We start from the raw sequence: 20,269 nt of genomic DNA, 5'->3' as shown, positions 1-20,269 counted from the left end.
TCAGTGTCCCTGACCAGATGTAAGGCGGGCGCGCTCGCGTGGATCGATCAGGCTCTGGGAGAGGTCGGCGATCAGATTGGTCAGCACATAGAGCATGACGATGACGAAGACGCCGCCCTGGACGACCGGATAGTTGCGTGTGCGAATGGCGTCGTAGATCAGCGAGCCGAGGCCCGGGCGGTTGAAGATCACTTCGGCAAAGACGGCGCCGCCGAGGAGTTCGCCGAAACCCATGCCAAGCACCGCCAGGGTCGGCAGGATTGCCGGCTTGAGTGCGTATTTCATCATGATCTTGGTTTGGCTGACACCATAGGCACGCAACGTGCGAACGTGGTTTTCCCCGAGGACCTCGAGCAGCGATGAGCGCAGGAGCCGGGCGATGTAGCCGACCCAGCCGGCCGCGAGCGCCGCCGTCGGCAATACGAGGTGCCAAAGCTGGTCGCCGAGGTTGCCGCTTTCGCCGGCGCCCAGCACCGGAAACCAGCGCAGATGCACGGAAAACACCATCAGCAGGAAGACCGATACGACGAAACTCGGCGTCGAAATGAATCCGACACTCAGGAACGCGACCATTCGATCTGTCTTGCCGCCCGGCCAGCGGGCGCTGAAAAGCGCCAACGGCACGCCGAGGGCTACGGCGCACAGCATTGATGCGACCGCAAGCGCGGCCGTGTTCGGCAGCGCATTCAGAACCAGGCTGAGGACCGGCCGCCCGTTGAAGACGTCCTCTCCGAGATCGCCGGAGGCGAGCCTGCCGAAGAAGGTGAAAACCTGTTCGATCAGCGGCTTGTCGAGGCCGATGCGGGCATTGAGTGTCGCGACCGCTTCAGGCGTTGCGCGCGACCCAAGGATCACGGTCGCGGGATCCCCGGGGATTAGCCGCGTCAGGGCCATCAGGAGCACGACTGAACCGGCCACGGCAAGTGCCGCCGTCGCCAGCTTGAAGCCAAGATGGATTTGAAGGGACGCGCTCCTCATTGCAGCGCATCCTCTTCTGTCGCAACGCAGGCTGCCATCGGGTCAAGCCGTCGCTTGTGTAAAAGCGGTGTAAAGCCAGTTGTTGCCGTTCGGCAGGACGCCGGGCTTCAGCCACTTTCGCGAAGCGAACGCGTTGAGGTTGTGGGTGATCCAGATAAAGGCAGCCGATTCGTCGAGCAGCTTCTGTGCTTCGATGTAGATCTTCTCGCGCTCGGCCGGATTTACCGTCACGCCGCCTTTCTCGTGCAAGGCATCGAAATCGACATTCTTCCAGCGTTGCCAGTTCCACTGACCGACTTGCGCCGAGGTGAACCATTGTGTCTGGAAGCCGGGGTCGAACTTGCCGTTGAATTTGATGAGCGAAAGTTCGAGGTCCTTGCTGGCGTCGTTTTCGCCGAGCGCCCAGTAGGCGGCCGATTCCAATGCCTCGATCTCGACCTCGATACCCACTTCGGCAAGGTTTGACTGGATGATCTGGGCGATCGCCTCATAGCGGGCATTGGCCTCGATGGTGAGCTTCGTCTTGAAACCGTCGGCGTGACCCGCCTCTCTAAGCAGCGCCTGCGCCTTATCGAGGTCACGGGCATGGACCGGCGCGTCCTTCCAGTAGCCCAGCAGGCTCGGGGCAAGCAGAGCGTTAGCGCGCGGATAAAGGCCGGAATAGGCGCCTTGCAGGATGGCATCGATATCGACGGCATAGCGGATGGCCTGACGCACGCGGATATCGTCGAACGGCGCCTTCTCGATGTTCGGGCCGAACCAGACATAGTCGATCGCCGGGATCTCGGTGATGCTTGCATCCGGCAGCGCCGCCATCGACTTTCCATTTTCGGGATCGATCGCGGTGAAGTCGATCTCGCCGGACTTAAAGGCGATTTCGGCGGTCTTCTGCTCGCCGATCGGCTTGCCGACGATCTGATGGAAATGCGCCTTGATCGGTCCCTTGTATTCCGGGTTGATCTCAAGCACGAACTGTTCACGCGGCGTCCATTCCTTGAGCACGTAGGGTCCACTTCCGACGAGCTTGGTGGCGATATCCTTGCCGAGCGCCTCGAAAGCCTTCTTCGAGACGATGCGGCCGGAACCGTCGGCGAGCGCGATCGTATAGAGCGCCGGCGCCGGATTCTTGAGGATGATCCGACCCTCGAGCGGCGCGGTTACCTCCACGCGATCGAGCGCTGACCAGTCCTTCGCGTAGGTGACGGGCTTGCCTTCCGCGTCTGGCGTGATGAAGCGTTCGAAAGAGAACTTCACGTCTTCCGCTGTCAGGTCGCCGTAGCCGCCGGTGAAGGCGAGGCCACTGCGCAGCTTGAAGCGGATTTCGGTATCACTCACCTGTTCCAGTTCTTCGGCCGCATCCAGTTCCCATTCGGTCGAGCCTGGCTTGAAGGAGATCAGCCCCTGCTGCACCGACCAGATGACGTTGAGGTCGATCGGACCGGATCGATTGGCCGGATCGAGGTTCGAGAGATCCTTTTCGACGCGCACGGTGATCTTGGTGCGATCGGCGCCGGCAAAGGCCGGATGGACGCCACCAAGCGCAACGATCGTCGCGAGGGAAGCGCCGCCGACAAGTACCTGCCGGCGCGTGGGGTTGAATGTCATGGCATGTCCTCCAGGATTGGCGCTCCCCAGGGCAGGGCAGCGGGTCAATTCGATGGACGCATTAGAGCTAATAATACATCAATTACATAGAATAAATATTTTACGTTTCGGTCTTCTGACGTAACCAGTTTTCCGTTTTTCCGCGCCGTCTTGCAAAGACGTGCGGCGCGGGTTCCGGTGCAGCCAGATTATATTGGCGGTTGAATTCTATTGCTTTTTTCGCTTTCCGGGTAACACGACATGTCCAATTCTCGGTCTTCAGAAGACCTTCCGTCACAATCATCCCTCTCCAGCATCACCCGTATTGAGTGGCAGACCGTCGTTCTCGCGCTTGTCATTTATGGCGGTTTTCTTGGGCTTACCTGGTTTTGGCAATCGCTCCCCCTTGCAGTTGTCATCGCGCTCGGCGGATGGCTGATCGCCTGGCATGGATCGCTGCAACACGAGGTCATCCATGGCCATCCAACCCGAAATCGGAGCATCAACGACGCCATCGGCTGGCCGCCGCTGTCGCTTTGGCTGCCCTACGCGATTTACCGCGAGGGCCACTTGACCCATCACCGCGACGAACATCTGACGGATCCCATAGAGGACCCGGAGTCATCCTATCTCACCCAGGCAGCCTGGGATCGGCTGGGTCTCGTCGGGCGGTCTCTAGCCAGGTGGAACAGCACCCTGTTCGGGCGCTTGACCCTGGGTCCGCTGGTGATGATCGTCAGTTTCTTGGCGCAGGAGGCAGCACTCCTCCTCGAAGGGGATCGAGCCCGCAGCAACTTCTGGATCCGTCACGCGATCGGCGTAGCCGCCGTTCTGGTCTGGGTCATCGCCGTCTGCGGCATGCCTCTATGGCTCTACCTCTTCGGCTTTGTCTATGTCGGCGCGGCCCTGACCCGGTTGCGCTCTTATGCGGAGCACCGTTACGCCGATTATCACGACGAGCGCACAGCGATCGTCGAAAACAGCACGCTCTTTGGTTTGTTGTTTCTCTACAACAACCTGCATGTCCTCCACCACCAGCGGCCGGGTGTTCCCTGGTACCGGATCCCGGCGCTTTACCAACGGCACAAGCAGACGCTTGTGTTGATCAATGGCGGGCTCATCTATGACGGCTATCTCGACGTGGCGCGCCGTTACTTATTCAGGCCGCATGACGACCTGCGTCATCCCCTTCACAGAAGGTCGTCGTCAATGATCTCTAACGAGTATCTGTAGAGGAGAGGATTGCACGACAGTCTTCGGCGGCGGGATTCCAGTGTGCACGGCCGGAATGCTGGTGGGTATTTACGAACTTCGCAAACTTCTGAGCACCAGAACGCCACGTCCGACATTGCGCTGTCGATGAAGCTGGCCCCGGAAGGCCGGCCACAGGTCAGTTTCCGTCTCGTGGATTCGTTGGCCGGAGCGCAGACGATTTTAGTCGTGGAAGAAGAAGAAAAGTCTCGTCACGTTGGGTTTCCGGTTGAAGAGGTACCAGAGCCGTATGATGAGCCCCAGGCAGCGTTGACTGCAGCGCGGGAGCGCGGCCTTGCGTCGGGTGGCGGAGATTCTCGCCGAGGATGATGGAGCGCCGAAACGAGGCGTGCGGTTCCCAGACGTTGATGAGAACGGCGCTTTCGTCCGAGCGGGACGAGTCGTTTGCGCGCCGCTCTCCCGAAGCGGCCACGTGCGATGCGCAGAGCATTCGATATCGCTTAAATATTGGTGGTTTCGCAGAAACCGCAAGCCTGCAGGGTTTCAACCTTCACGGCCGTTGCCGGTCAGATCTCGTTGGGCCGACGAGACCAAGCCTTGAGCAACTACAAATATCGCGGGCATGCGCCACATTGTACCCAGAAGTTCATCGATTGTCGTGCGAAGCGCCAATCGCTTGCCGCAAAGCCTCAGCGAGCTGCCGTCGCGCATAGGGCTTTGCAAGCGGCCGGAAACGTGACGTGGCGCCAATGCGTTCGACATCCGCGTAGCCGGTCGCCAGGACAACCGGGAGGTTCGGATACAGCGCCATGATCTTGGTCGCCAAAGCGTCGCCATCTATTGGGCCGGGCATGACCACATCTGAAAAAACCAAATCGAACGGCCCGTCTGTTTCCAGTATCTGCAACGCTTCCGACGCGTCGGCCGCAGATGTAACGGAGTAGCCGAGAGAAATGAGTGTTGCGGCGGCGAATTCACGGACCATTAGATCGTCCTCTACGACGAGAACGCGCTCACTGCCACCCTCCAGCACCCCGTTCGAGAAAGGCTCCGCAGCTATTTCCGTAGACGCCAGTCGAGGAAAGGACAGGAACATGGTTGTTCCCTTGCCCGGCTCCGATTCAATTTCGATCCGGCCCCCTGACTGCCGCACGAAGCCATACACCGTGCTAAGACCTAACCCGCTGCCCTTGCCGAAGGGCTTCGTGGTGAAGAAAGGCTCAAAGGCCTTTGCGCGCGTCTCCGCATCCATTCCGAAGCCGTTGTCGGAGATCCGGATCACCGCGTCGTCACCGCTTTGCGCCGTCGAGATTGTCACCCTACCGCCATCCGGCATAGCGTCGCGGGCGTTGATGCAAAGGTTCATGATAGACGATTCCAGTTGCGCCACATCTGCCCGTATGTGACCTGCGGCCGGATCAAGTTTGAGGCAGAGAGTGATCAGTTCGCCGAGTGCAGTCGACAGCAATTCCTCCATTGCCAGTATGGGAGTGTTGATTTTTAAAGCCGCTGGTTCGAGAGGCTGACGTCCCGCGAAAGTCAGAAGCTGACGTGTGATGGCGGCGCCTTGCCGTGATGCCTTGTGGTTTAGCTGCGCGACCGCAGATAGTCGCGGATCGGCAATTTCATCGGCCAAGGTCTCCGCCGTCCCGATGATAACCGTCAACAGGTTGTTGAAATCGTGGGCAACGCCGCCCGTCAATTGGCCTATCGCTTCAAGCCGCTGTGTCTGCAGCCGTTTTGCCTCATTCAGCCGTGTCTCGGTGATATCGCGGACGCCACCGACCATCCGGGTTGCCTCGCCTGCGGCATTGCGGATGATATGGCCTTGATCGAGAACCTCGGCATAGGTTCCCGTTCCACGGCGGAAGCGGTATTCTTCCAGCCATGTGTCGACCTTCCCTTCAATCGCGGCAAGCACGCTGGACACCACGCGTGCGCGGTCGTCCGGGTGGATCTTTGCCTCCCATTCCCGAAAACCATCCTCGACCGGTACGTCCTCGTGCCCGAAGACGGATTTGATGTTGCTGTTCCACTGTACACGACCGGTCGCAATGTCCCAGTCCCAGACTGCGTCCGTCGTCATCATGGCAACGATCGAGAAGCGTTCCTCGCTTTCGGCCAGTTGTTCCTCCGCTCGCTTTCTGTCGGTGATGTCCCGACCGGTTGCTACGAAATGGCTCGCCCGTCCGTCGGAGCCGAAAATGGGGGAAATGCTCATGTCCACCCAGTATTCGTGGCCGTCCTTGGCGTAGTTGAGAAGGTCGGCCCGGACTGCCTTCGACAATGCGATATCGCGATTGATCTCTTCAAGCGTGGCGGCGTCAGTCCGCTGCCCCTGGAGAAAGCCGGGAGATCGGCCGAGCGCGTCGTGCGGTGAATAGCCGGTGATCTTGACGAAGGCGTCATTGACGTAAACGATCGTTTGCCCGCCCCCGGGCTGCGATGCGGCCTTCGTTATCATGACGAAGTCGTCGATTCTCGAGATCGCCATTTCCAGTAGGTGCAAGTGCTGATCGGACGCATGCCGTTTCGTCACGTCTCGGAAATAGACGGTCAACCCTCCCGCGCCGGGGTAGGCGGTGACCGAGAACCAAGTGCCAAGGGATTCATAAAATACTTCGAAATCGGCCGTCTTGCTTTCGCGGACGGCGCGCTCGTAGTGCTGCCGGATGCTCCCCGAGGAGGCCTCCGGGAATTCCTGCCAGATAGGGCGGCCCATAAGCGCCGATCGCGGGCGCTCCAGCAGACGTTCGGCCTGACGGTTGAGGTAGGTGAAGCGCCAATCGGTATCAAGCTGGAAAAACGCATCGCTGATGTTCTCCATCGACTCGGCCAAGCGCCGCTCAAGATCCCTGGCGGTATTCTCCAGCCGCTTGCGCTCATCGATATCCTGGAGGGCGCCCTGTATTTTGGAGATATGGCCCATGTCGTCGCGGATCGCCACGCCGATTGCGCGAACCCATTTCCGCCGGCCGGTGCCATCAATGATCTTCACCTCGATATCGTAGGGCAGACCGGTCGCAACGCAGGCTTCGAAATGCCGAGTGATCGCATCTCGCCACTCAGGCGCAAAATAGCCCATCCCCTCCTCGAAGGTGACAGTCTTGCCCCTTGCTCTCTCGTGGATCGCCCAGGTTTCATCCGACAATTCGATTCTCCGGTCCGGCAGATGCACCACCCATCCGCCGAGTCTCGCGGCCTTGCCGGCGATCTCGAGAAGAGCTTGGTCTCCATAGAGGTCTTGCGATTGTCGGCGAGCGTTGCGAGGCAGGACCCAATCCTCATGGAGCCGCCAAACGATGACTAGCGTCGCGCCGACGACCGAAAGCCATGCAGTTGTCGGGAGCCAGGCGAGGACGAAAGCGGAGATGCCGCCAGCAAGCACCCCAGCGGAAAACCGATCCCTTGCACACTGCCTGAAACCGTTCACCAGGATGCGAAAGCCCTTGCCAGCAATTGCGTTTTCTCGTCGCATCGTCCCCATCCGTCGTTGATTTCAACCTCTCGATAGTCTTAAGCAACGCCGCAATCCATGAGAGATCGCTAAATTTTACTTTATTTAAATTTGACGCCGCGGTCGCTTAACGGTGTGCCGGTCTAATCGATGCATCCAACTGCCGCGTTCCTGCCTCCCGATGGCGGAGGGGGACCTCGGCAAGCATCGAGGTCACCCTGTGAAAGCAACAAAGAGAACGACCTATCTGAGCCGCGTCGAATCCGACTACTTCAGCCGTCAATGGTGCCGCCGAAGCGTCACGCTCTTCTGTAACCTGCTCTTCACGGGAAAATGGATGCGCAAGATGCAGATCGTGCGCTGTCTCGTTGTGGAGATCAGCGAGGGTGGGGCGACCGTGCGCATAGGAAAGTCGCTGATTCGAGATCACGTTTACGTTGTTTTTGGCAAGTTTGACGTCGTGGTCGGCAGCATCGTCGTTCACCGCGATCCGGGGATCCTGCATCTTTGCTTCGTCAAGCAATTGAGGCCAGACTTCGTCAATCGGCTGGCACGCATGAGTTCACCGTTTTCCACCTTGGAAAGCCTCAGCCCGAGAACCATATCAGTTAGCGAAAACGTGCAGCCATTGCTGCGCCCAATGCCATCCCCGCTCTATGGCGCAAAGGAAAAAGGCTTGGGTCACCCCACCAAACATTCGAAGAGATTATGAACATAATGATCATCGAAGATCAGCGAGACGTCGTTGATATGTTGCGGCTGAACTGGTCGGATTCTCGGGATCGGCTGGATTGCCTTGCATCCGTGAGGCAGGCGAACCGCTTCATTCATTCAAACGAGCTCGCTGCCTATGACTGCATCCTCATCGACGTCAACCTGCCAGACGGGAGCGGGTTGGATCTGTTGCGCGAGGCGCGCTCACGTTCCGACGTCCCAATCATCATGATCTCGGGCGTTGGAGACGCCGATAGCCGGGCGGACGCCATCAGTGTCGGTGCAGACGACTATGTGATGAAACCGTTCAGCGTGAAGGAACTGCGTGCCCGCGTCCATCGCCTGCACGAGGCGCGGATAGGCCGCAACGCTTTGCGGCAGAGCGTTGCTTTCAAGATCGGCAATATCGATTGCGACATCGGACGCCTGTCCATGGATTTCGGCGGCGCCAGTCGGCCGCTGACCGCACTCGAAGGACGGATACTGCAGGTCTGAACTGCCCCCACTTTCGACCGGACACTCATGTATGGAACGGCCCGCGGGCGCAAGAGCTTTCGATCGATTTCACACATGGGATCGGTGCGGTCATGTATACGGCCTGTAAAGCGCGGTATAGGACCGCTGGCCTCGATGAAGTCCGCGACGGGAGCGACTAATCAGCATAACGCGCTCGAAGCGCATGAGTGTCCGGTCTCTCTCCTGTCGGGATTCGTCCCGTGGGTTCATCGTCCGTTTTTGCTCCTTGCCCTCTGCCGGTTCGCGCCGGTCAGATTGTTTTTAAGTTCCTATGCTCATCAACAGGCAACCGCAGCCGTCTCCGACGCCTCCGGACGTTGGTAAACTCCACTCTTATTTAGAAGCGCCCAGACAATCCGCGCCATCTTATTGGCCAGCGCAACTGCGGCCACCTTGAATGGGCGCCGGGCGAGCAGCGCCCTCAGCCAGGGCTGTGCTCGTTCATTTTTCCGGGCGCCTCGGAGAACCGCTGTCGCGCCAAGAACGAGAAGGCATCGTAGTTCAGGGTTTCCCATTTTCGAGATGCGCCCGATACGTTCTTTCCCTCCACTTGAAAACTGTCTCGGCGTAAGTCCCAGCCAGGCGGCAAAGTGACGAGCTGATTTGAAACCGCCTGGGTCTGGCACCAGCGCCTTGACGGTAGCCGCGGTTATAGCGCCAACTCCAGGGATCGTAGTCAGCCGGCGCATATCCCCGTCAGTCTTTGCTTCAGCAACAATAGCGCGATCGAGCTGATCGATCTGGCCTGCTAGGGCATTGATCTGATCGGCAATCGCCGTCAAGGCGAACCGCGCTGCCGCAGGTAAGCGGACATCCGTGAAATCGCGCACGACCGCCATCAGCGTATCGACTTTTTCCATACCGGCGGCATCGATGATACCCAATTCGCCCAGATGCGAACGCAAGGCATTGACCACCTGTGTTCGCTGCTTCACCAAAAGACTGCGGCTCTTTAGCACCATCGCTTCCGCCTGTTGCTCAGCCGTTTTGACCGGAACGAACCGCATCGTCTTGCGCGTCACAGCCTCACTGATGGCTTCGGCGTCTGCTGCATCAGTTTTACTCCGTTTGACGAATGGCTTGACATAGGTCGGGGGGATTAGCCGCACGTCGTGGCCGAACTTGGCGATCTCGCGAGCCCAATAATGGGCGCTGCCACAGGCTTCGATTCCGACAAGGCAGCGAGATTGCTTCGAGAAGAAATGCAGCACTTCACCACGTCGCAGCCTCCGACTGAAGAGAGGAGAGCCGTCCTCATCTGCGCCGTGAACCTGAAAAACGTGCTTCGCCAAATCCAGGCCGATGGTGCTAATCTGGTTCATGGAACGGTCCCTCCTTTGTGGCGTTCAAACAACGACCACGTTTTAGCACACTGGTGCTGTCGGAGCGGGCCGTTCCACCCCATCAGCATAAGCAGGAAGGCTCAAGCACAGGCTTGAGGATAGGCTTATGTCTAACGAGTTTCGACAGGTTGACCTGATGATCGGTGACGTCCGGCGGCGGCGCTGGACAACGGAACGCAAACTGCAGATCATCGAGGAGAGCTATGCCCCAGGGGAGACGGTTTCCTCTGCGGCTCGGCGGCATGGAGTTGCGCCAAACCTTCTCTATCGCTGGCGTCGGCTCTTGAGCGAGGGAGGTGCGGTGGCGGTTGACTCCGACGAGCCGGTAATCGGCAATTCTGAGGTGAAGAAGCTGGAAGATCGAGTGCGCGAGCTTGAGCGCATTCTCGGACGCAAGACGCTGGAGAACGAGATTCTTCGCGAAGCCCTTTCCAAAGCCCAGTCAAAAAAACCGATATCGCGGCCGATATTGTTGCCGAAGGGCGGTTCCCGATGAAGGCGGTGGCGGAGGCCTTACACGTGTCGCGTTCTAATCTCTCCGAACGTCTGAAGGGCAAGTCCAAGCCTCGCGGACCCTACCTCAAAGCGGACGATGCCGAGCTGCTGCCTGCCATTCGCAAGCTGGTGGATGCCAGGCCAACTTATGGCTATCGGCGGATCGCTGCCCTTCTCAACAGGCAGCGGCGGGCCGCCGATCAGCCGGTCGTCAACCGCAAGCGGGTCCACCGCATCATGGCCAACCACGCCATGATCCTTGAGAAGCACACCGCCGTGCGCAAGGGCCGCGTCCACGACGGCAAGGTCATGGTGATGCGGTCGAACCTTCGTTGGTGCTCCGATGGCCTGGAGTTCACCTGCTGGAATGGCGAGGTGGTCCGCCTTGCTTTTATCATCGACGCGTTTGATCGAGAGATCATCTCGTGGGCGGCGGTCGCCAATGCCGGGATCTCCGGTTCTGACGTCCGCGATATGATGTTGGAAGCAGTCGAGAAACGCTTCGGTGGCACGCGTGCCCCACATGCCATCGAACATCTGTCCGATAACGGCAGCGCCTACACAGCAAGGGAAACCAGGCTGTTTGCTCAGGCCCTCAATCTGGTCCCGTGCTTCACGCCGGTCGCCAGCCCTCAATCAAACGGTATGTCGGAGGCTTTCGTCAAAACCCTGAAACGCGACTACATACGCATCTCACCCATTCCCGACGCCGACACAGCGCTCCGGAACATCGATGGATGGATCGAGGATTACAACGAAATCCATCCGCATTCAGCGCTGAAAATGGCATCCCCAAGGGAATTCATCAAAGCATTGTCTCAATAGCTGACTTGTCTGGCGAAATGGGGGGCACTCCAAGGTCCTTCACGACAGTGTTGGTGAAGATTGCCCGAAGTCTTGCATTGCAAGGCAGGCGCTCTTTCGCGAGTACGATCCGCGCGACAAGACCATCGACGTCTACATCAACCGGTTGCGCGGCAAACTTGCGGAACTGGATGCCGCCAGCGGCGCTGCCATTAAGACGATCCGCGGCGTGGGCTATCGCCTGAGCGATATCCAACAGCAGGGATAATGGAAAAGCCTTATGCTTCAGTGTGAAAACCGTGATGTGATTTCCGCGAAAGCGGTCGGTGCCAAAGGATATCCACCGGATGAGTCGGCTCGCCTCAAGCGTCTGAGAGAATTGTCCATCGTCTCAACCGGCCCGGATCCGGTGCTGGATGCGCTCGTCCATGCCGCCTGCCTTGCGGCCGATACGCCGATCGGTCTCATCACATTGCTTGACGGCGAACGCCAATGGTTCAAGTCGAAGCGGGGCATCGAAGGGGACAGGTCCCGCAGAGCGGACGCTTTCTGCGACTACACAATCCGGTCGTCGAGGCCCTTCGTCGTGCCGGATGCCGCTCGCGATGTCCGCTTTGCCGAAAACCCTTTCGTCACCGGAAGCAACAGGATCCGTTTCTATGCCGGCGTGCCGCTGGAGATCGAGCCAGGGCTTCGGCTCGGCTCGCTCTGCGTTCTCGATCAGGTGCCGCGACGCCTCGGGGCGGACGTGCGCGGTTTGCTGGATCGGCTGGCGCGTTGCGCAGTGGAGCGTCTCCTGCAATCCGAAGACCGGTATCTGTTGTCCCGGATCGACCCGGGCCGGCTCGATCGTGCGAAAGCCGACAAGGCGGCGCTGGCCATCGCGGAAGAGGCGCTCGCACAGGGTCTCTTCGTGCTCCATTACCAGCCGAAGATTGCGCTCGATACTGGACGGCGCGTCGGCTTTGAGGCACTTCTAAGGCTCAAGAAACCCGATGGATCGGTTCTCGGCCCCGCGACCTTTGCCGCGGCTCTGCACGACCCAATACTCTCAAGGCGCATCGGCAGCCATGTGCTGAAGAGCGCCGTCGCACAAGCCCAGGCGTGGGAGACGGCCGGAGTCGATTTCGGGCACATCGCGGTCAACGTTTCGTCGTCGCAGTTTATCGCGTTTCCGGGCAGCCCCTGCCTTGTCGATGAAATCCTGGCCGCGACCCGGTCGGCAGGACTATCGCCTCGGCATATCCAGATCGAGGTCACGGAGGGTGTGATGCTGTCGGAACAGGGCGGCGACATCGGCGTGCAGCTTGAGGCGCTGCGTGCAGCCGGCTTTATCGTCGCGTTTGACGATTTCGGCACTGGCTTTGCTTCCCTCGTGCATCTGAAGGAGTTTGCCTATGACCAAATTAAAATCGACGGTTCGTTCGTGCGTGCGATGACCGCCGCGAACGCCGATTATGCCATTGTGAAGGCCATCATAGATATGGCAATGGCGCTGGGAAAGAAGGTCGTCGCCGAAGGCGTTGAAACGGTGACAGAATTCCACGCACTACGAGAACTCGGCTGTCACTATGGCCAGGGATTCTTTTTCGGCCGACCCGTCGGCGCCTCTGATGTACGGTTTTTTCCCGCCTAATGGACGGGACCGCGGGCTACCTCCCACGCATTTGTCGCGCCATGCAGTAGTTGCTTTGTGTGTAGCCGTCGGAAAACCTACGGTCTTAGCACAGCCGCTCAAATGTCCGCTTGGCCGTGTGCTGCTGCTTCACCAGTCCTCCCACGCGTCTGTCTGAATGTCATTGATGAAGACGGCAACGCTCGACGGCTTACCCGCCGTCTTCGTCCTTGTGTAGCCCGGCGGCAGCGAGAACCGACATTCGCTCGGTTTTACTCAGCAATGCCCGTCAGCGCGGCTTTGATGTGGTATTGTCACCGCCCGCCCGCTCTGCCGAGGCATAACGATGACCGACCACCTGCTCACTCAAAGTCTGTCGATGATCGTGGTCTCGGCCGTTGCCGTGGCGTTCTTCGCCGCACTGCGAATGCCTGCCGCCATGGGCTACCTCCTGGCGGGTCTTGCGATTGGTCCCTATGGTCTGAACCTCGTGGCACTCGGTGACGATACGCTCTTCCTCGCCGAACTCGGCCTGATCTTCCTGATGTTCATGGTCGGGCTGGAGTTCTCGCTGACCACCCTGCTGGCAGCGCGCACCGACGTCCTCTTGGCAGGCAGCCTGCAGGTGGGAGGGACCCTGGCAACGATTGCCGGCGCGCTCTGGTGGCTCGGGCTTGATCCCCGCATCGCCATTCTGCTTGGTGGTGCTGTGGCGATGTCATCGACGGCCGTTGCCATGAAGCAGCTCGCCGAGCAAGGCGAGATTTCGAGTCAGCATGGACGCTTTGCCCTTGGCATCCTGTTATTCCAGGATATAGCGACGATCCCCCTGCTTGTCGCCATAGACAGTTGGTCGAGGCGAACATCTGTTGATCCGTTCGATCTCGTGGGGCGTCTCGGGCTAGCGGCGATCGCACTCATCGCAGTTTCCATCGTCGCCCGCCCGCTCGTCCGCACTGTCCTTGCCGGTGCTTCCAAGTCCCGCTCGAACGACTTGTTTCTCCTAGCGGCGCTTTTCGTTGCGCTCGGGGCCGCCTATCTCGCTCATCTTGCTGGGCTGGCTTTGCCGATTGGCGCCTTCATAGCTGGTATGGTGATTGGCGGGAGCGATTTTCAACACCGAGTCGAGGACGATTTGCGCCCGTTCCGTGATGTGCTTGTCGGTCTGTTCTTCGTCACCGTGGGCATGCAGATAGATCTCCGGCTGATCGTGGTGTTTCCTTACGCCATCCTCGCTTGGTGTGCGGTCTTTCTGTTCGGCAAAGCGCTCACTACCTTCGTTGTTGGGCTCATGCTGCGCAGGTCCGCAGCGATCGCCCTCCGCGTCGCAGTCATCCTTGCCCACGGCGGAGAATTCGGCCTGCTATTGTTGACCCTGGCCATGAACAGCGGCCTGCTGCCATCCGAGATCGGTCAACCGGTCCTAATTGCCCTTGCGCTCACGATGGGTCTAGCCCCACTGCTGATTCAGCGCAGCGCGTTTATCGAACATCTCGTGGGTAATCGGCGCTCCCGCGTGGCCGCAACCGAGACTGCGCTTCGCACAACATGCGAGGCGCTCGATCGACATGTTGTGCTGTGTGGATGCGGACGTGTCGGCCGCCTCGTTGCGACCGCGTTTGAGGAGGCGAAGATACCGCACATCGCCGTTGAGTCCGATCTCGCGCGGTTCAAAGAAGCCCAACGACACGGCCACACTATCGTGCACGGCGATGCCGCGCATCGCCGGATTTTGTCCGCCGCGGGCCTCGCAAGGGCCAGGTTGGTCGTCATAACTTTTGACAGGCACGCCGCCGTCGAACGAATCCTGAAGTTTGCGAGCGAGCAGCAAGTGGCAATTCCCTGTGTTGTCAGTACGGCTGATGACTACGATATCAAGACTCTTGTCAAAGCCGGCGCGAAAGTCGTCTTTCCTGAAAATCTTGCGGCCGGATTAGCGCTCGCCGACCAATCGCTTCTGCTGTGTGGCCTCACGCAGGAAGAGGCAGGGCGGATCATTACCACGCTTCGCGCTGAGCTAAATCCGGAGCTGCGGGAACGGGTCGGAATCTGATCGTGCTGTTAGTGCGAGGCGGACGGATCGACATTCAAGATTGCTAATCGCTGATTCAGGGGCTGCCGTGTTGAGCACGGAACCTCGTGATGGCGTTGAAATGATATGAGTTGAACAAGGTGCACACGGATGCGTTGGCCGGCAAACTGACATTTGTTTGTGAACGGACGTTTATGGGTTCTGCTTTGGGTGCGCCCTGGCGAGACCTGCCGGAGCGATATAGCAAATGGAAAACGGTCAATCGTCGGTTAAGCCGCAGGTGTCATGCGCAGGGTGACGAGTCGCCTGTTGCCTTCGCACCGCTCGACGCTAGTTACCTGTGATCAACGGAGGGCAAAAATGGACACAAGCGTTATGTCGAAGGCCAAAACAGGTGTCGAGGGGCTGGACGACATCCTTTCGGGCGGTTTGTCACGTCGCCACGTATTCCTTCTCGAGGGGGCGCCGGGCACGGGGAAGACCACGATCGCCATGCAGTTCGTTCAGCAGGGCGCCGCCCTCGGAGAGAAATGTCTCTATATCACGTTGTCCGAGACCGAGGATGAGCTACGCGACAGTGCCCTGTCGCACGGGATGGAAATCCATAGAAATATCGAAATATTCGAGCTCGTTCCGCCTGAGAGCCTGTTGAACGCCGAACAACAGCAGAGCTTGCTCTACTCGTCGGATCTGGAACTCGGCGAGACCACCAAAATGATATTTGAGGTTTTCGAAAGGGTTCAGCCGAACCGCGTTGTGCTCGACAGCCTGTCGGAAATCAGGCTGCTTGCCCAAAGCTCCCTTCGCTATCGCCGGCAAATCCTGGCTTTGAAGCACTTCTTTTCCTCGACAGGCGCCACGGTCTTGCTTCTCGACGACATGACCTCCGACAGTCTCGACAAGACGGTTCACAGCGTAGTGCACGGGGTTATTCACCTTGAACAACTGGCGCCGAGCTATGGTTCGGAAAGACGCCGCCTGAGGATTACCAAGTACCGCGGCCAGGCATTCCGCGGGGGTTATCACGACTTCATCATCAAGACTGGAGGTGTTTCCGTCTTTCCGCGATTGCGAGCGATCGAGCACCGCACGGAGTTCGAGCGCTCTACGTTAAAGAGCGGGATCGCTGAACTTGACGCGTTGCTGGGTGGCGGCATCGAGCGGGGATCGAGCACGCTGCTGATCGGTCCTGCGGGCATGGGTAAAAGTCTCTTTGCGCTTCAATTCGTCGAAGCGGCCGTCAAGCGTGGCGAAAAGGCCGCCCTCTTCATCTTCGATGAAGAACTGGGGCTGCTGTTCCGGCGCATGAAAGACCTTGGCTTTGACTTGGAAGACTACCAGCGGGACGGCTCGATTCACATCGAGCAGTTGGATGCAGCTGAGGTTTCACCTGGCGAGTTCGCCCAGCGTGTGCGCGAGCACGTTACCAGATTTGACGCAAAGACGGTCGTCATAGACAGCATCAACGGCTATCAGGCCTCCATGCCGGAGGAAAGCGCGCTCGTCCTCCACATTCACGAGCTGCTGCAATATCTGAACCGCCAGGGCGCGAACACCTTCGTAACGGTGGCGCAGCATGGGCTGGTCGGTGACATGAAGTCGCCGGTAGACGTGACCTACCTCGCCGACACCGTCGTTCTGCTGCGGTACTTCGAGGCGGTCGGCAAGGTCAGGAGGGCGATCTCCGTCGTGAAAAAGCGGACCGGCAAACACGAGGACACGATAAGGGAGTTTACGATCGGCCAGGGCGGCCTTTCGCTTGGAGATCCGCTTTCGGATTTCCAAGGCGTGTTACGCGGCGTCCCGACCTTTGTCGGGGAAAACCAACCGCTGCTGAAGCCAAGTGAGGGCGAGGACGATTCCAAATAGAGACGCCATTGCTCTGATCCATGCCCCTTTGGGAAGGGACGCGCAGATCGCGGCCGCGCTTTTGTCGGAAGCCGGCATTCGGCCGAAAATCGGCAAGGACGTTGCCGCTTTCGTCTCGGCTCTGGATGAGGACATTGCTTTTGCTGTCGTGACGGAGGAGGCCTTGCGCTCGGCCGACCTTCGCCCACTTTCGGCGTGGATCAAATCGCAACCGAGCTGGTCCGACCTTCCCTTCATCATCTTGACCCATCGAGGAGGTGGGCCTGAGCGTAACCCTTCCGCTAGCCGCCTGTTGGAGGTGCTGGGGAACGTCAGCTTTGTAGAACGACCATTTCATGCCACGACGTTCATCAGCGTTGCGAGGTCGGCGCTGCGGGGCCGCCGACGCCAGTACGAAGCTCGACTCCGGATCGAGGCGCTGGACGAGGGGGAACGGCGGCTAAAGACGGCGCTTGAGGCAGGCCATCTGGGTGCGTGGGAACTTGACCTCACCACCTATGCTTTGATCACATCGATCACCTGTCGGGGGGTGTTTGGCAGAAGCGCTGGCGGGGCGTTTACCTATGGCGACCTCCTTGCCGCTACTCATCCTGACGATGTGGAGAGGATGAAAACGGCGATGCAGGCCACCATCGAGAGCGGGGCCGACTATGCAATCGAATATCGTACCGTCTGGCCCGACAGGTCCATTCATTGGGCGGAAATGCGCGCGCAGCTTTATCGCGACCGGAGTGGGAACGCGGTCAAGTTGGTTGGCGTCTCTTCTGATATAACCGCCAGGGTATCGTCCGAAGAGCAGCAAAAGCGATTGAACGAAATCCTTGAAGAGCGTGTCGCCGAGCGGACGGCTGAACTGCACAAGGCTCACGGAACCGTCATGGCGGAAGTGGCCCAGCGCGAGCGTGCCGAGGCGCAGCTTCGGCAGGCCCAGAAGATGGAAGCTATCGGTCAGCTGACGGGTGGAGTCGCTCACGATTTCAACAATCTTTTGATGGCGGTGCTAGGAAACCTGGAGCTCCTGCGCAAACACACTGGTGGTGACGCGAAAGCCGAGCGTTTGATCGATGGTGCGCTTCAGGGCGCAAAGCGCGGTGCGTCGCTGACACAGCGGCTTTTGGCATTCGCGCGCCGGCAGGACCTCAGTGTAGATCCAGTAGATCTGGGCCAGTTGGTGAGGGAGATGACGGATCTCCTTAATCGATCAGTCGGCACGGGCATTGTGATCGAAATTCGCATTCCCGATCGAATGGATCCGGTACTTGCTGACTCCAACCAATTGGAGCTCGCCCTTCTCAACCTCGTGGTGAATGCCCGAGATGCTATGCCGAACGGCGGGACGATCTGCATATCGCTTCAGGTGGAGAATGTGGCGAAGCCGGAGGGCGAACTCGCGGCGGGTCGGTACGGCGTGCTCTCCGTTTCCGACGAGGGCCACGGCATGGATGGCGACACGCTGCAAAAGGCGATAGAGCCGTTCTTCTCGACCAAGGAACTTGGCAAGGGGACGGGTTTGGGCTTGTCGATGATTCATGGCCTCGCCCTTCAGCTGCAAGGAGCGCTGCGGCTCACCAGCACGCCAGGGAAAGGCACCAGAGCCGAGCTCTGGATTCCGGTTTCGGACGAAAGCCCAGTTGTGTCAAAGGACACGGCGGTGGCGGAACCGGACCAAAGGGTAAAACCGCTACGCGTTCTTCTGGTGGACGATGATTTCCTGATCGCCATGAGTTCGGTCGACATGCTCATCGATCTGGGCCACGAGGTGGTCGAGGCGCATTCTGGAAAGGAGGCACTCGCTCATCTTAAGGACGATGGCCGCTTCGACCTGCTCATCACGGATTATTCTATGCCGGAAATGACGGGGGGAGACCTCGCAAATGCCGCGCGGGACCTATTTCCCGATCTTCCAATCCTCATTGCATCAGGATATGCCGAGCTGCCACCCGGCATCGATTTCGACGTGGCGAGGCTCGCAAAGCCCTACAGTCAGCAACAACTCGCCGTGGAGATCGAGAGTGTCCTCAGGGGTCTAAGTTAGACCAACGCGATAGGTTATGAATGGCTTTGGCACGTTGCCGATCGTCACGTCCTCTTGTTAGACGCCACCCCAGCTTGGGTGGCGCGCCATTGCTTCTAGTTGATCAAGCTCAAGCGACTGCGGGCGATTTGACAAGGAACGGATGCCGGCCGTGGCGGACACCCTCATGCGCCATCGCTTCTTCAAATAACTCCGCCTCGTCGCTGACGCCGCCACGAAACTCATCCATCAGAAAGCCCGCCAAGGGATCGGCAAGGGAAGCAGCCAAACAGCTCTGAGTGCTCTGTGTTTTGCTGCAGGACCTTACCCAGCGCCGAAGCAAGAGGCCGCTGGCGGCGGCGTTTAGAACTGCCTTATTGATCCGGTCGTACCTCATTGTCATCGCTGTTACCCTGCGCGCATCCATCGCGCTGGCAAGGTTGAGCCTGCGCGGACCGGCCTTCCTGCTCCAGGCCACGCCGCGCGCGATCCTGAAGGCGACGCCCCTTACCGCCCGAGACTTGTAGCTCAGATTGCGAAGGTCCAACGTGCTGGTTACTCTCGGTGTTTCACCTTCACAGCGCAGCGGAGTGCGTGCCTGGGCCTCGCGCCACAAGGGTCAAACCAACGCCTGGGCGCCCGAGAACTTGGACGGGTGGTTGGGCAAGGACTGGCAGCGATTGAGGATCTACACAGGTTTCTGGCCGGCCGCGAACAAACAGGCATTGTCAAAGGCAGTACGATTGCCGGAAACTTGAAATCCGAAAGCAGAAAACCAGAATTCCGCTCAATATGTCAAAGTTACTTTCAATTGAGCCTTCAGAGGCGCACAATGTGATCATCGCTGGACTTTAAGAAGGGCTCCGGCGGCTGGAAGATCAAAAAGCGCTTTCGCCCCAACTGGAGGAGATTGCGCCATGTTTGTTCCGCAACAATCCGGATACATACTTCCTGAAGATTTCACTGTAATTGCCACGGTCTATGAGAAGATCGTGAGTGCTCGCGCGATAAACCGCCAAAGCGACGAGGGAGAGTGGCTGGCCCGATACACCCTTGAATTGTTCATGAGCGGCACGCGTGATGCGCGGGAACTCGAAACGCGTTTGGAGGAGTTCAGCCTCCCCACGAGCGGCGACGGGAACTCCCGCGTAGTAGATTTGTTGCCTGATTTGTCAGCATGGGCGCGGAGCCTGACTGCCTCGCCGAGTGAGGCGACTGCCCTGACTGAACAAACGCTCGATTACGCGATCGAACATGTAGAAGAATTTATTGCGACCTCGGATGTCAGAAGATGGTTGGTGCGTCTGATGGTGGAGCTCCGCCTGGGGCGTCGACCGCGGTAGAGATCGATTGAGCTGGTAAACGTATCGTTTCGCTCGCCGACCCTCTTAAATGACGGATGACGCAGGTTGCGGCCATGGGGCCATGCTTCAGCGACAACGATAGGTAGCAGAAATGGCGCGCCCCTTCGTTTCAGCACAACTGGCGGGCGGATCGCCGGCATGATGTCGAGAGGCTCGCGAAGCTGCACGGATTCCTTGTTCCATCCGGCACCGTACAAATTCCGCGCCCTTCTTCGCCGCCAGCAGCAGTCGGTCAATTGCGCCAGTTACTGTCGCGCCCCCATAACCTCCGA

The 20,269-nt window shown here is 59.1% G+C and carries 15 protein-coding genes and 1 pseudogene; 10 read left to right on the top strand and 6 right to left on the bottom strand.

Going from position 1 to position 20,269, the window contains the following annotated elements; translation table 11 throughout:
- Together IB272_RS29235 and IB272_RS29230 are read right to left on the bottom strand one after the other, a co-directional pair.
- Positions 1-978 carry an ABC transporter permease gene (locus IB272_RS29235; RefSeq protein WP_192445578.1) on the bottom strand — a complete coding sequence of 326 codons (978 nt, stop codon included), beginning with the start codon at positions 976-978 and terminating at the stop codon, positions 1-3.
- A 42-nt stretch (positions 979-1,020) separates the two neighbouring features.
- Positions 1,021-2,583 (bottom strand): ABC transporter substrate-binding protein, encoded by a 1,563-nt coding sequence (locus IB272_RS29230; protein ID WP_192445577.1) that lies wholly within the window; start codon positions 2,581-2,583, stop codon positions 1,021-1,023.
- Between the two features lie 240 nt (positions 2,584-2,823).
- On the opposite strand from IB272_RS29230, the gene IB272_RS29225 reads away from it, so the two are divergent.
- Complete coding sequence (locus tag IB272_RS29225; RefSeq protein WP_192358322.1) at positions 2,824-3,795, top strand: fatty acid desaturase; 972 nt, start codon at positions 2,824-2,826, stop codon at positions 3,793-3,795.
- Positions 3,796-4,420: 625 nt separating this feature from the next.
- On the opposite strand, the gene IB272_RS29220 is transcribed toward IB272_RS29225, so the two are convergent.
- On the bottom strand, positions 4,421-7,252 hold the full coding sequence (locus tag IB272_RS29220; RefSeq protein ID WP_192445576.1) for a PAS domain S-box protein: 2,832 nt from the start codon (positions 7,250-7,252) through the stop codon (positions 4,421-4,423).
- Between the two features lie 199 nt (positions 7,253-7,451).
- On the opposite strand from IB272_RS29220, the gene IB272_RS29215 reads away from it, so the two are divergent.
- Positions 7,452-7,943, top strand: coding sequence for a hypothetical protein (locus tag IB272_RS29215; RefSeq protein ID WP_192358316.1), 492 nt, complete (start codon positions 7,452-7,454; stop codon positions 7,941-7,943).
- A 5-nt stretch (positions 7,944-7,948) separates the two neighbouring features.
- Positions 7,949-8,440: a response regulator transcription factor gene (locus tag IB272_RS29210; RefSeq protein ID WP_192445575.1), complete on the top strand. Its 492-nt coding sequence runs from the start codon at positions 7,949-7,951 to the stop codon at positions 8,438-8,440.
- A gap of 299 nt (positions 8,441-8,739) precedes the next feature.
- Here IB272_RS29210 and IB272_RS29205 read toward each other — a convergent pair whose 3' ends face one another.
- A complete protein-coding gene (locus IB272_RS29205) occupies positions 8,740-9,783 on the bottom strand; it encodes an IS110 family transposase (RefSeq protein WP_192445574.1) in 1,044 nt (347 codons plus the stop codon).
- A gap of 127 nt (positions 9,784-9,910) precedes the next feature.
- On the opposite strand from IB272_RS29205, the gene IB272_RS29200 reads away from it, so the two are divergent.
- A protein-coding gene (locus tag IB272_RS29200; protein WP_192358643.1) for an IS3 family transposase occupies positions 9,911-11,124 on the top strand; the annotation gives its coding sequence in 2 pieces (ribosomal slippage) (positions 9,911-10,247 and positions 10,247-11,124; 1,215 coding nt in all).
- Positions 11,125-11,494: 370 nt separating this feature from the next.
- Here the strand turns inward: IB272_RS29200 and IB272_RS29190 are convergent.
- Positions 11,495-11,905 carry a hypothetical protein gene (locus tag IB272_RS29190; protein ID WP_192358313.1) on the bottom strand — a complete coding sequence of 137 codons (411 nt, stop codon included), beginning with the start codon at positions 11,903-11,905 and terminating at the stop codon, positions 11,495-11,497.
- A gap of 18 nt (positions 11,906-11,923) precedes the next feature.
- Here IB272_RS29190 and IB272_RS29185 point away from each other — a divergent pair, with 18 nt between their 5' ends.
- From IB272_RS29185 to IB272_RS29170, 5 genes and pseudogenes are all read left to right on the top strand, one after another.
- Positions 11,924-12,739 (top strand): EAL domain-containing protein, encoded by an 816-nt coding sequence (locus tag IB272_RS29185; RefSeq protein WP_192445573.1) that lies wholly within the window; start codon positions 11,924-11,926, stop codon positions 12,737-12,739.
- A gap of 325 nt (positions 12,740-13,064) precedes the next feature.
- On the top strand, positions 13,065-14,771 hold the full coding sequence (locus tag IB272_RS29180; protein WP_060608675.1) for a cation:proton antiporter: 1,707 nt from the start codon (positions 13,065-13,067) through the stop codon (positions 14,769-14,771).
- 153 nt (positions 14,772-14,924) lie between these two features.
- Positions 14,925-15,028: pseudogene (locus IB272_RS35120) on the top strand (transposase); the annotation flags it as partial.
- Positions 15,029-15,110: 82 nt separating this feature from the next.
- Positions 15,111-16,619, top strand: coding sequence for an ATPase domain-containing protein (locus IB272_RS29175; protein WP_060608672.1), 1,509 nt, complete (start codon positions 15,111-15,113; stop codon positions 16,617-16,619).
- Positions 16,620-16,647: 28 nt separating this feature from the next.
- Positions 16,648-18,654, top strand: coding sequence for an ATP-binding protein (locus IB272_RS29170; protein WP_246810462.1), 2,007 nt, complete (start codon positions 16,648-16,650; stop codon positions 18,652-18,654).
- A gap of 109 nt (positions 18,655-18,763) precedes the next feature.
- Here IB272_RS29170 and IB272_RS29165 read toward each other — a convergent pair whose 3' ends face one another.
- On the bottom strand, positions 18,764-19,180 hold the full coding sequence (locus IB272_RS29165) for a hypothetical protein (protein WP_192358309.1): 417 nt from the start codon (positions 19,178-19,180) through the stop codon (positions 18,764-18,766).
- Between the two features lie 370 nt (positions 19,181-19,550).
- On the opposite strand from IB272_RS29165, the gene IB272_RS29160 reads away from it, so the two are divergent.
- On the top strand, positions 19,551-19,976 hold the full coding sequence (locus IB272_RS29160) for a hypothetical protein (protein WP_192358307.1): 426 nt from the start codon (positions 19,551-19,553) through the stop codon (positions 19,974-19,976).
- The last annotated feature ends 293 nt before the right edge of the window (positions 19,977-20,269 follow it).

The sequence above is a fragment of the Ensifer sp. ENS08 genome (assembly GCF_014852195.1).
In the GTDB taxonomy this organism is placed as follows: domain Bacteria; phylum Pseudomonadota; class Alphaproteobacteria; order Rhizobiales; family Rhizobiaceae; genus Ensifer; species Ensifer adhaerens.
The sequence above is the reverse complement of the archived record's forward strand: the minus strand, read 5'-3'. Positions and strand labels throughout refer to the sequence as shown.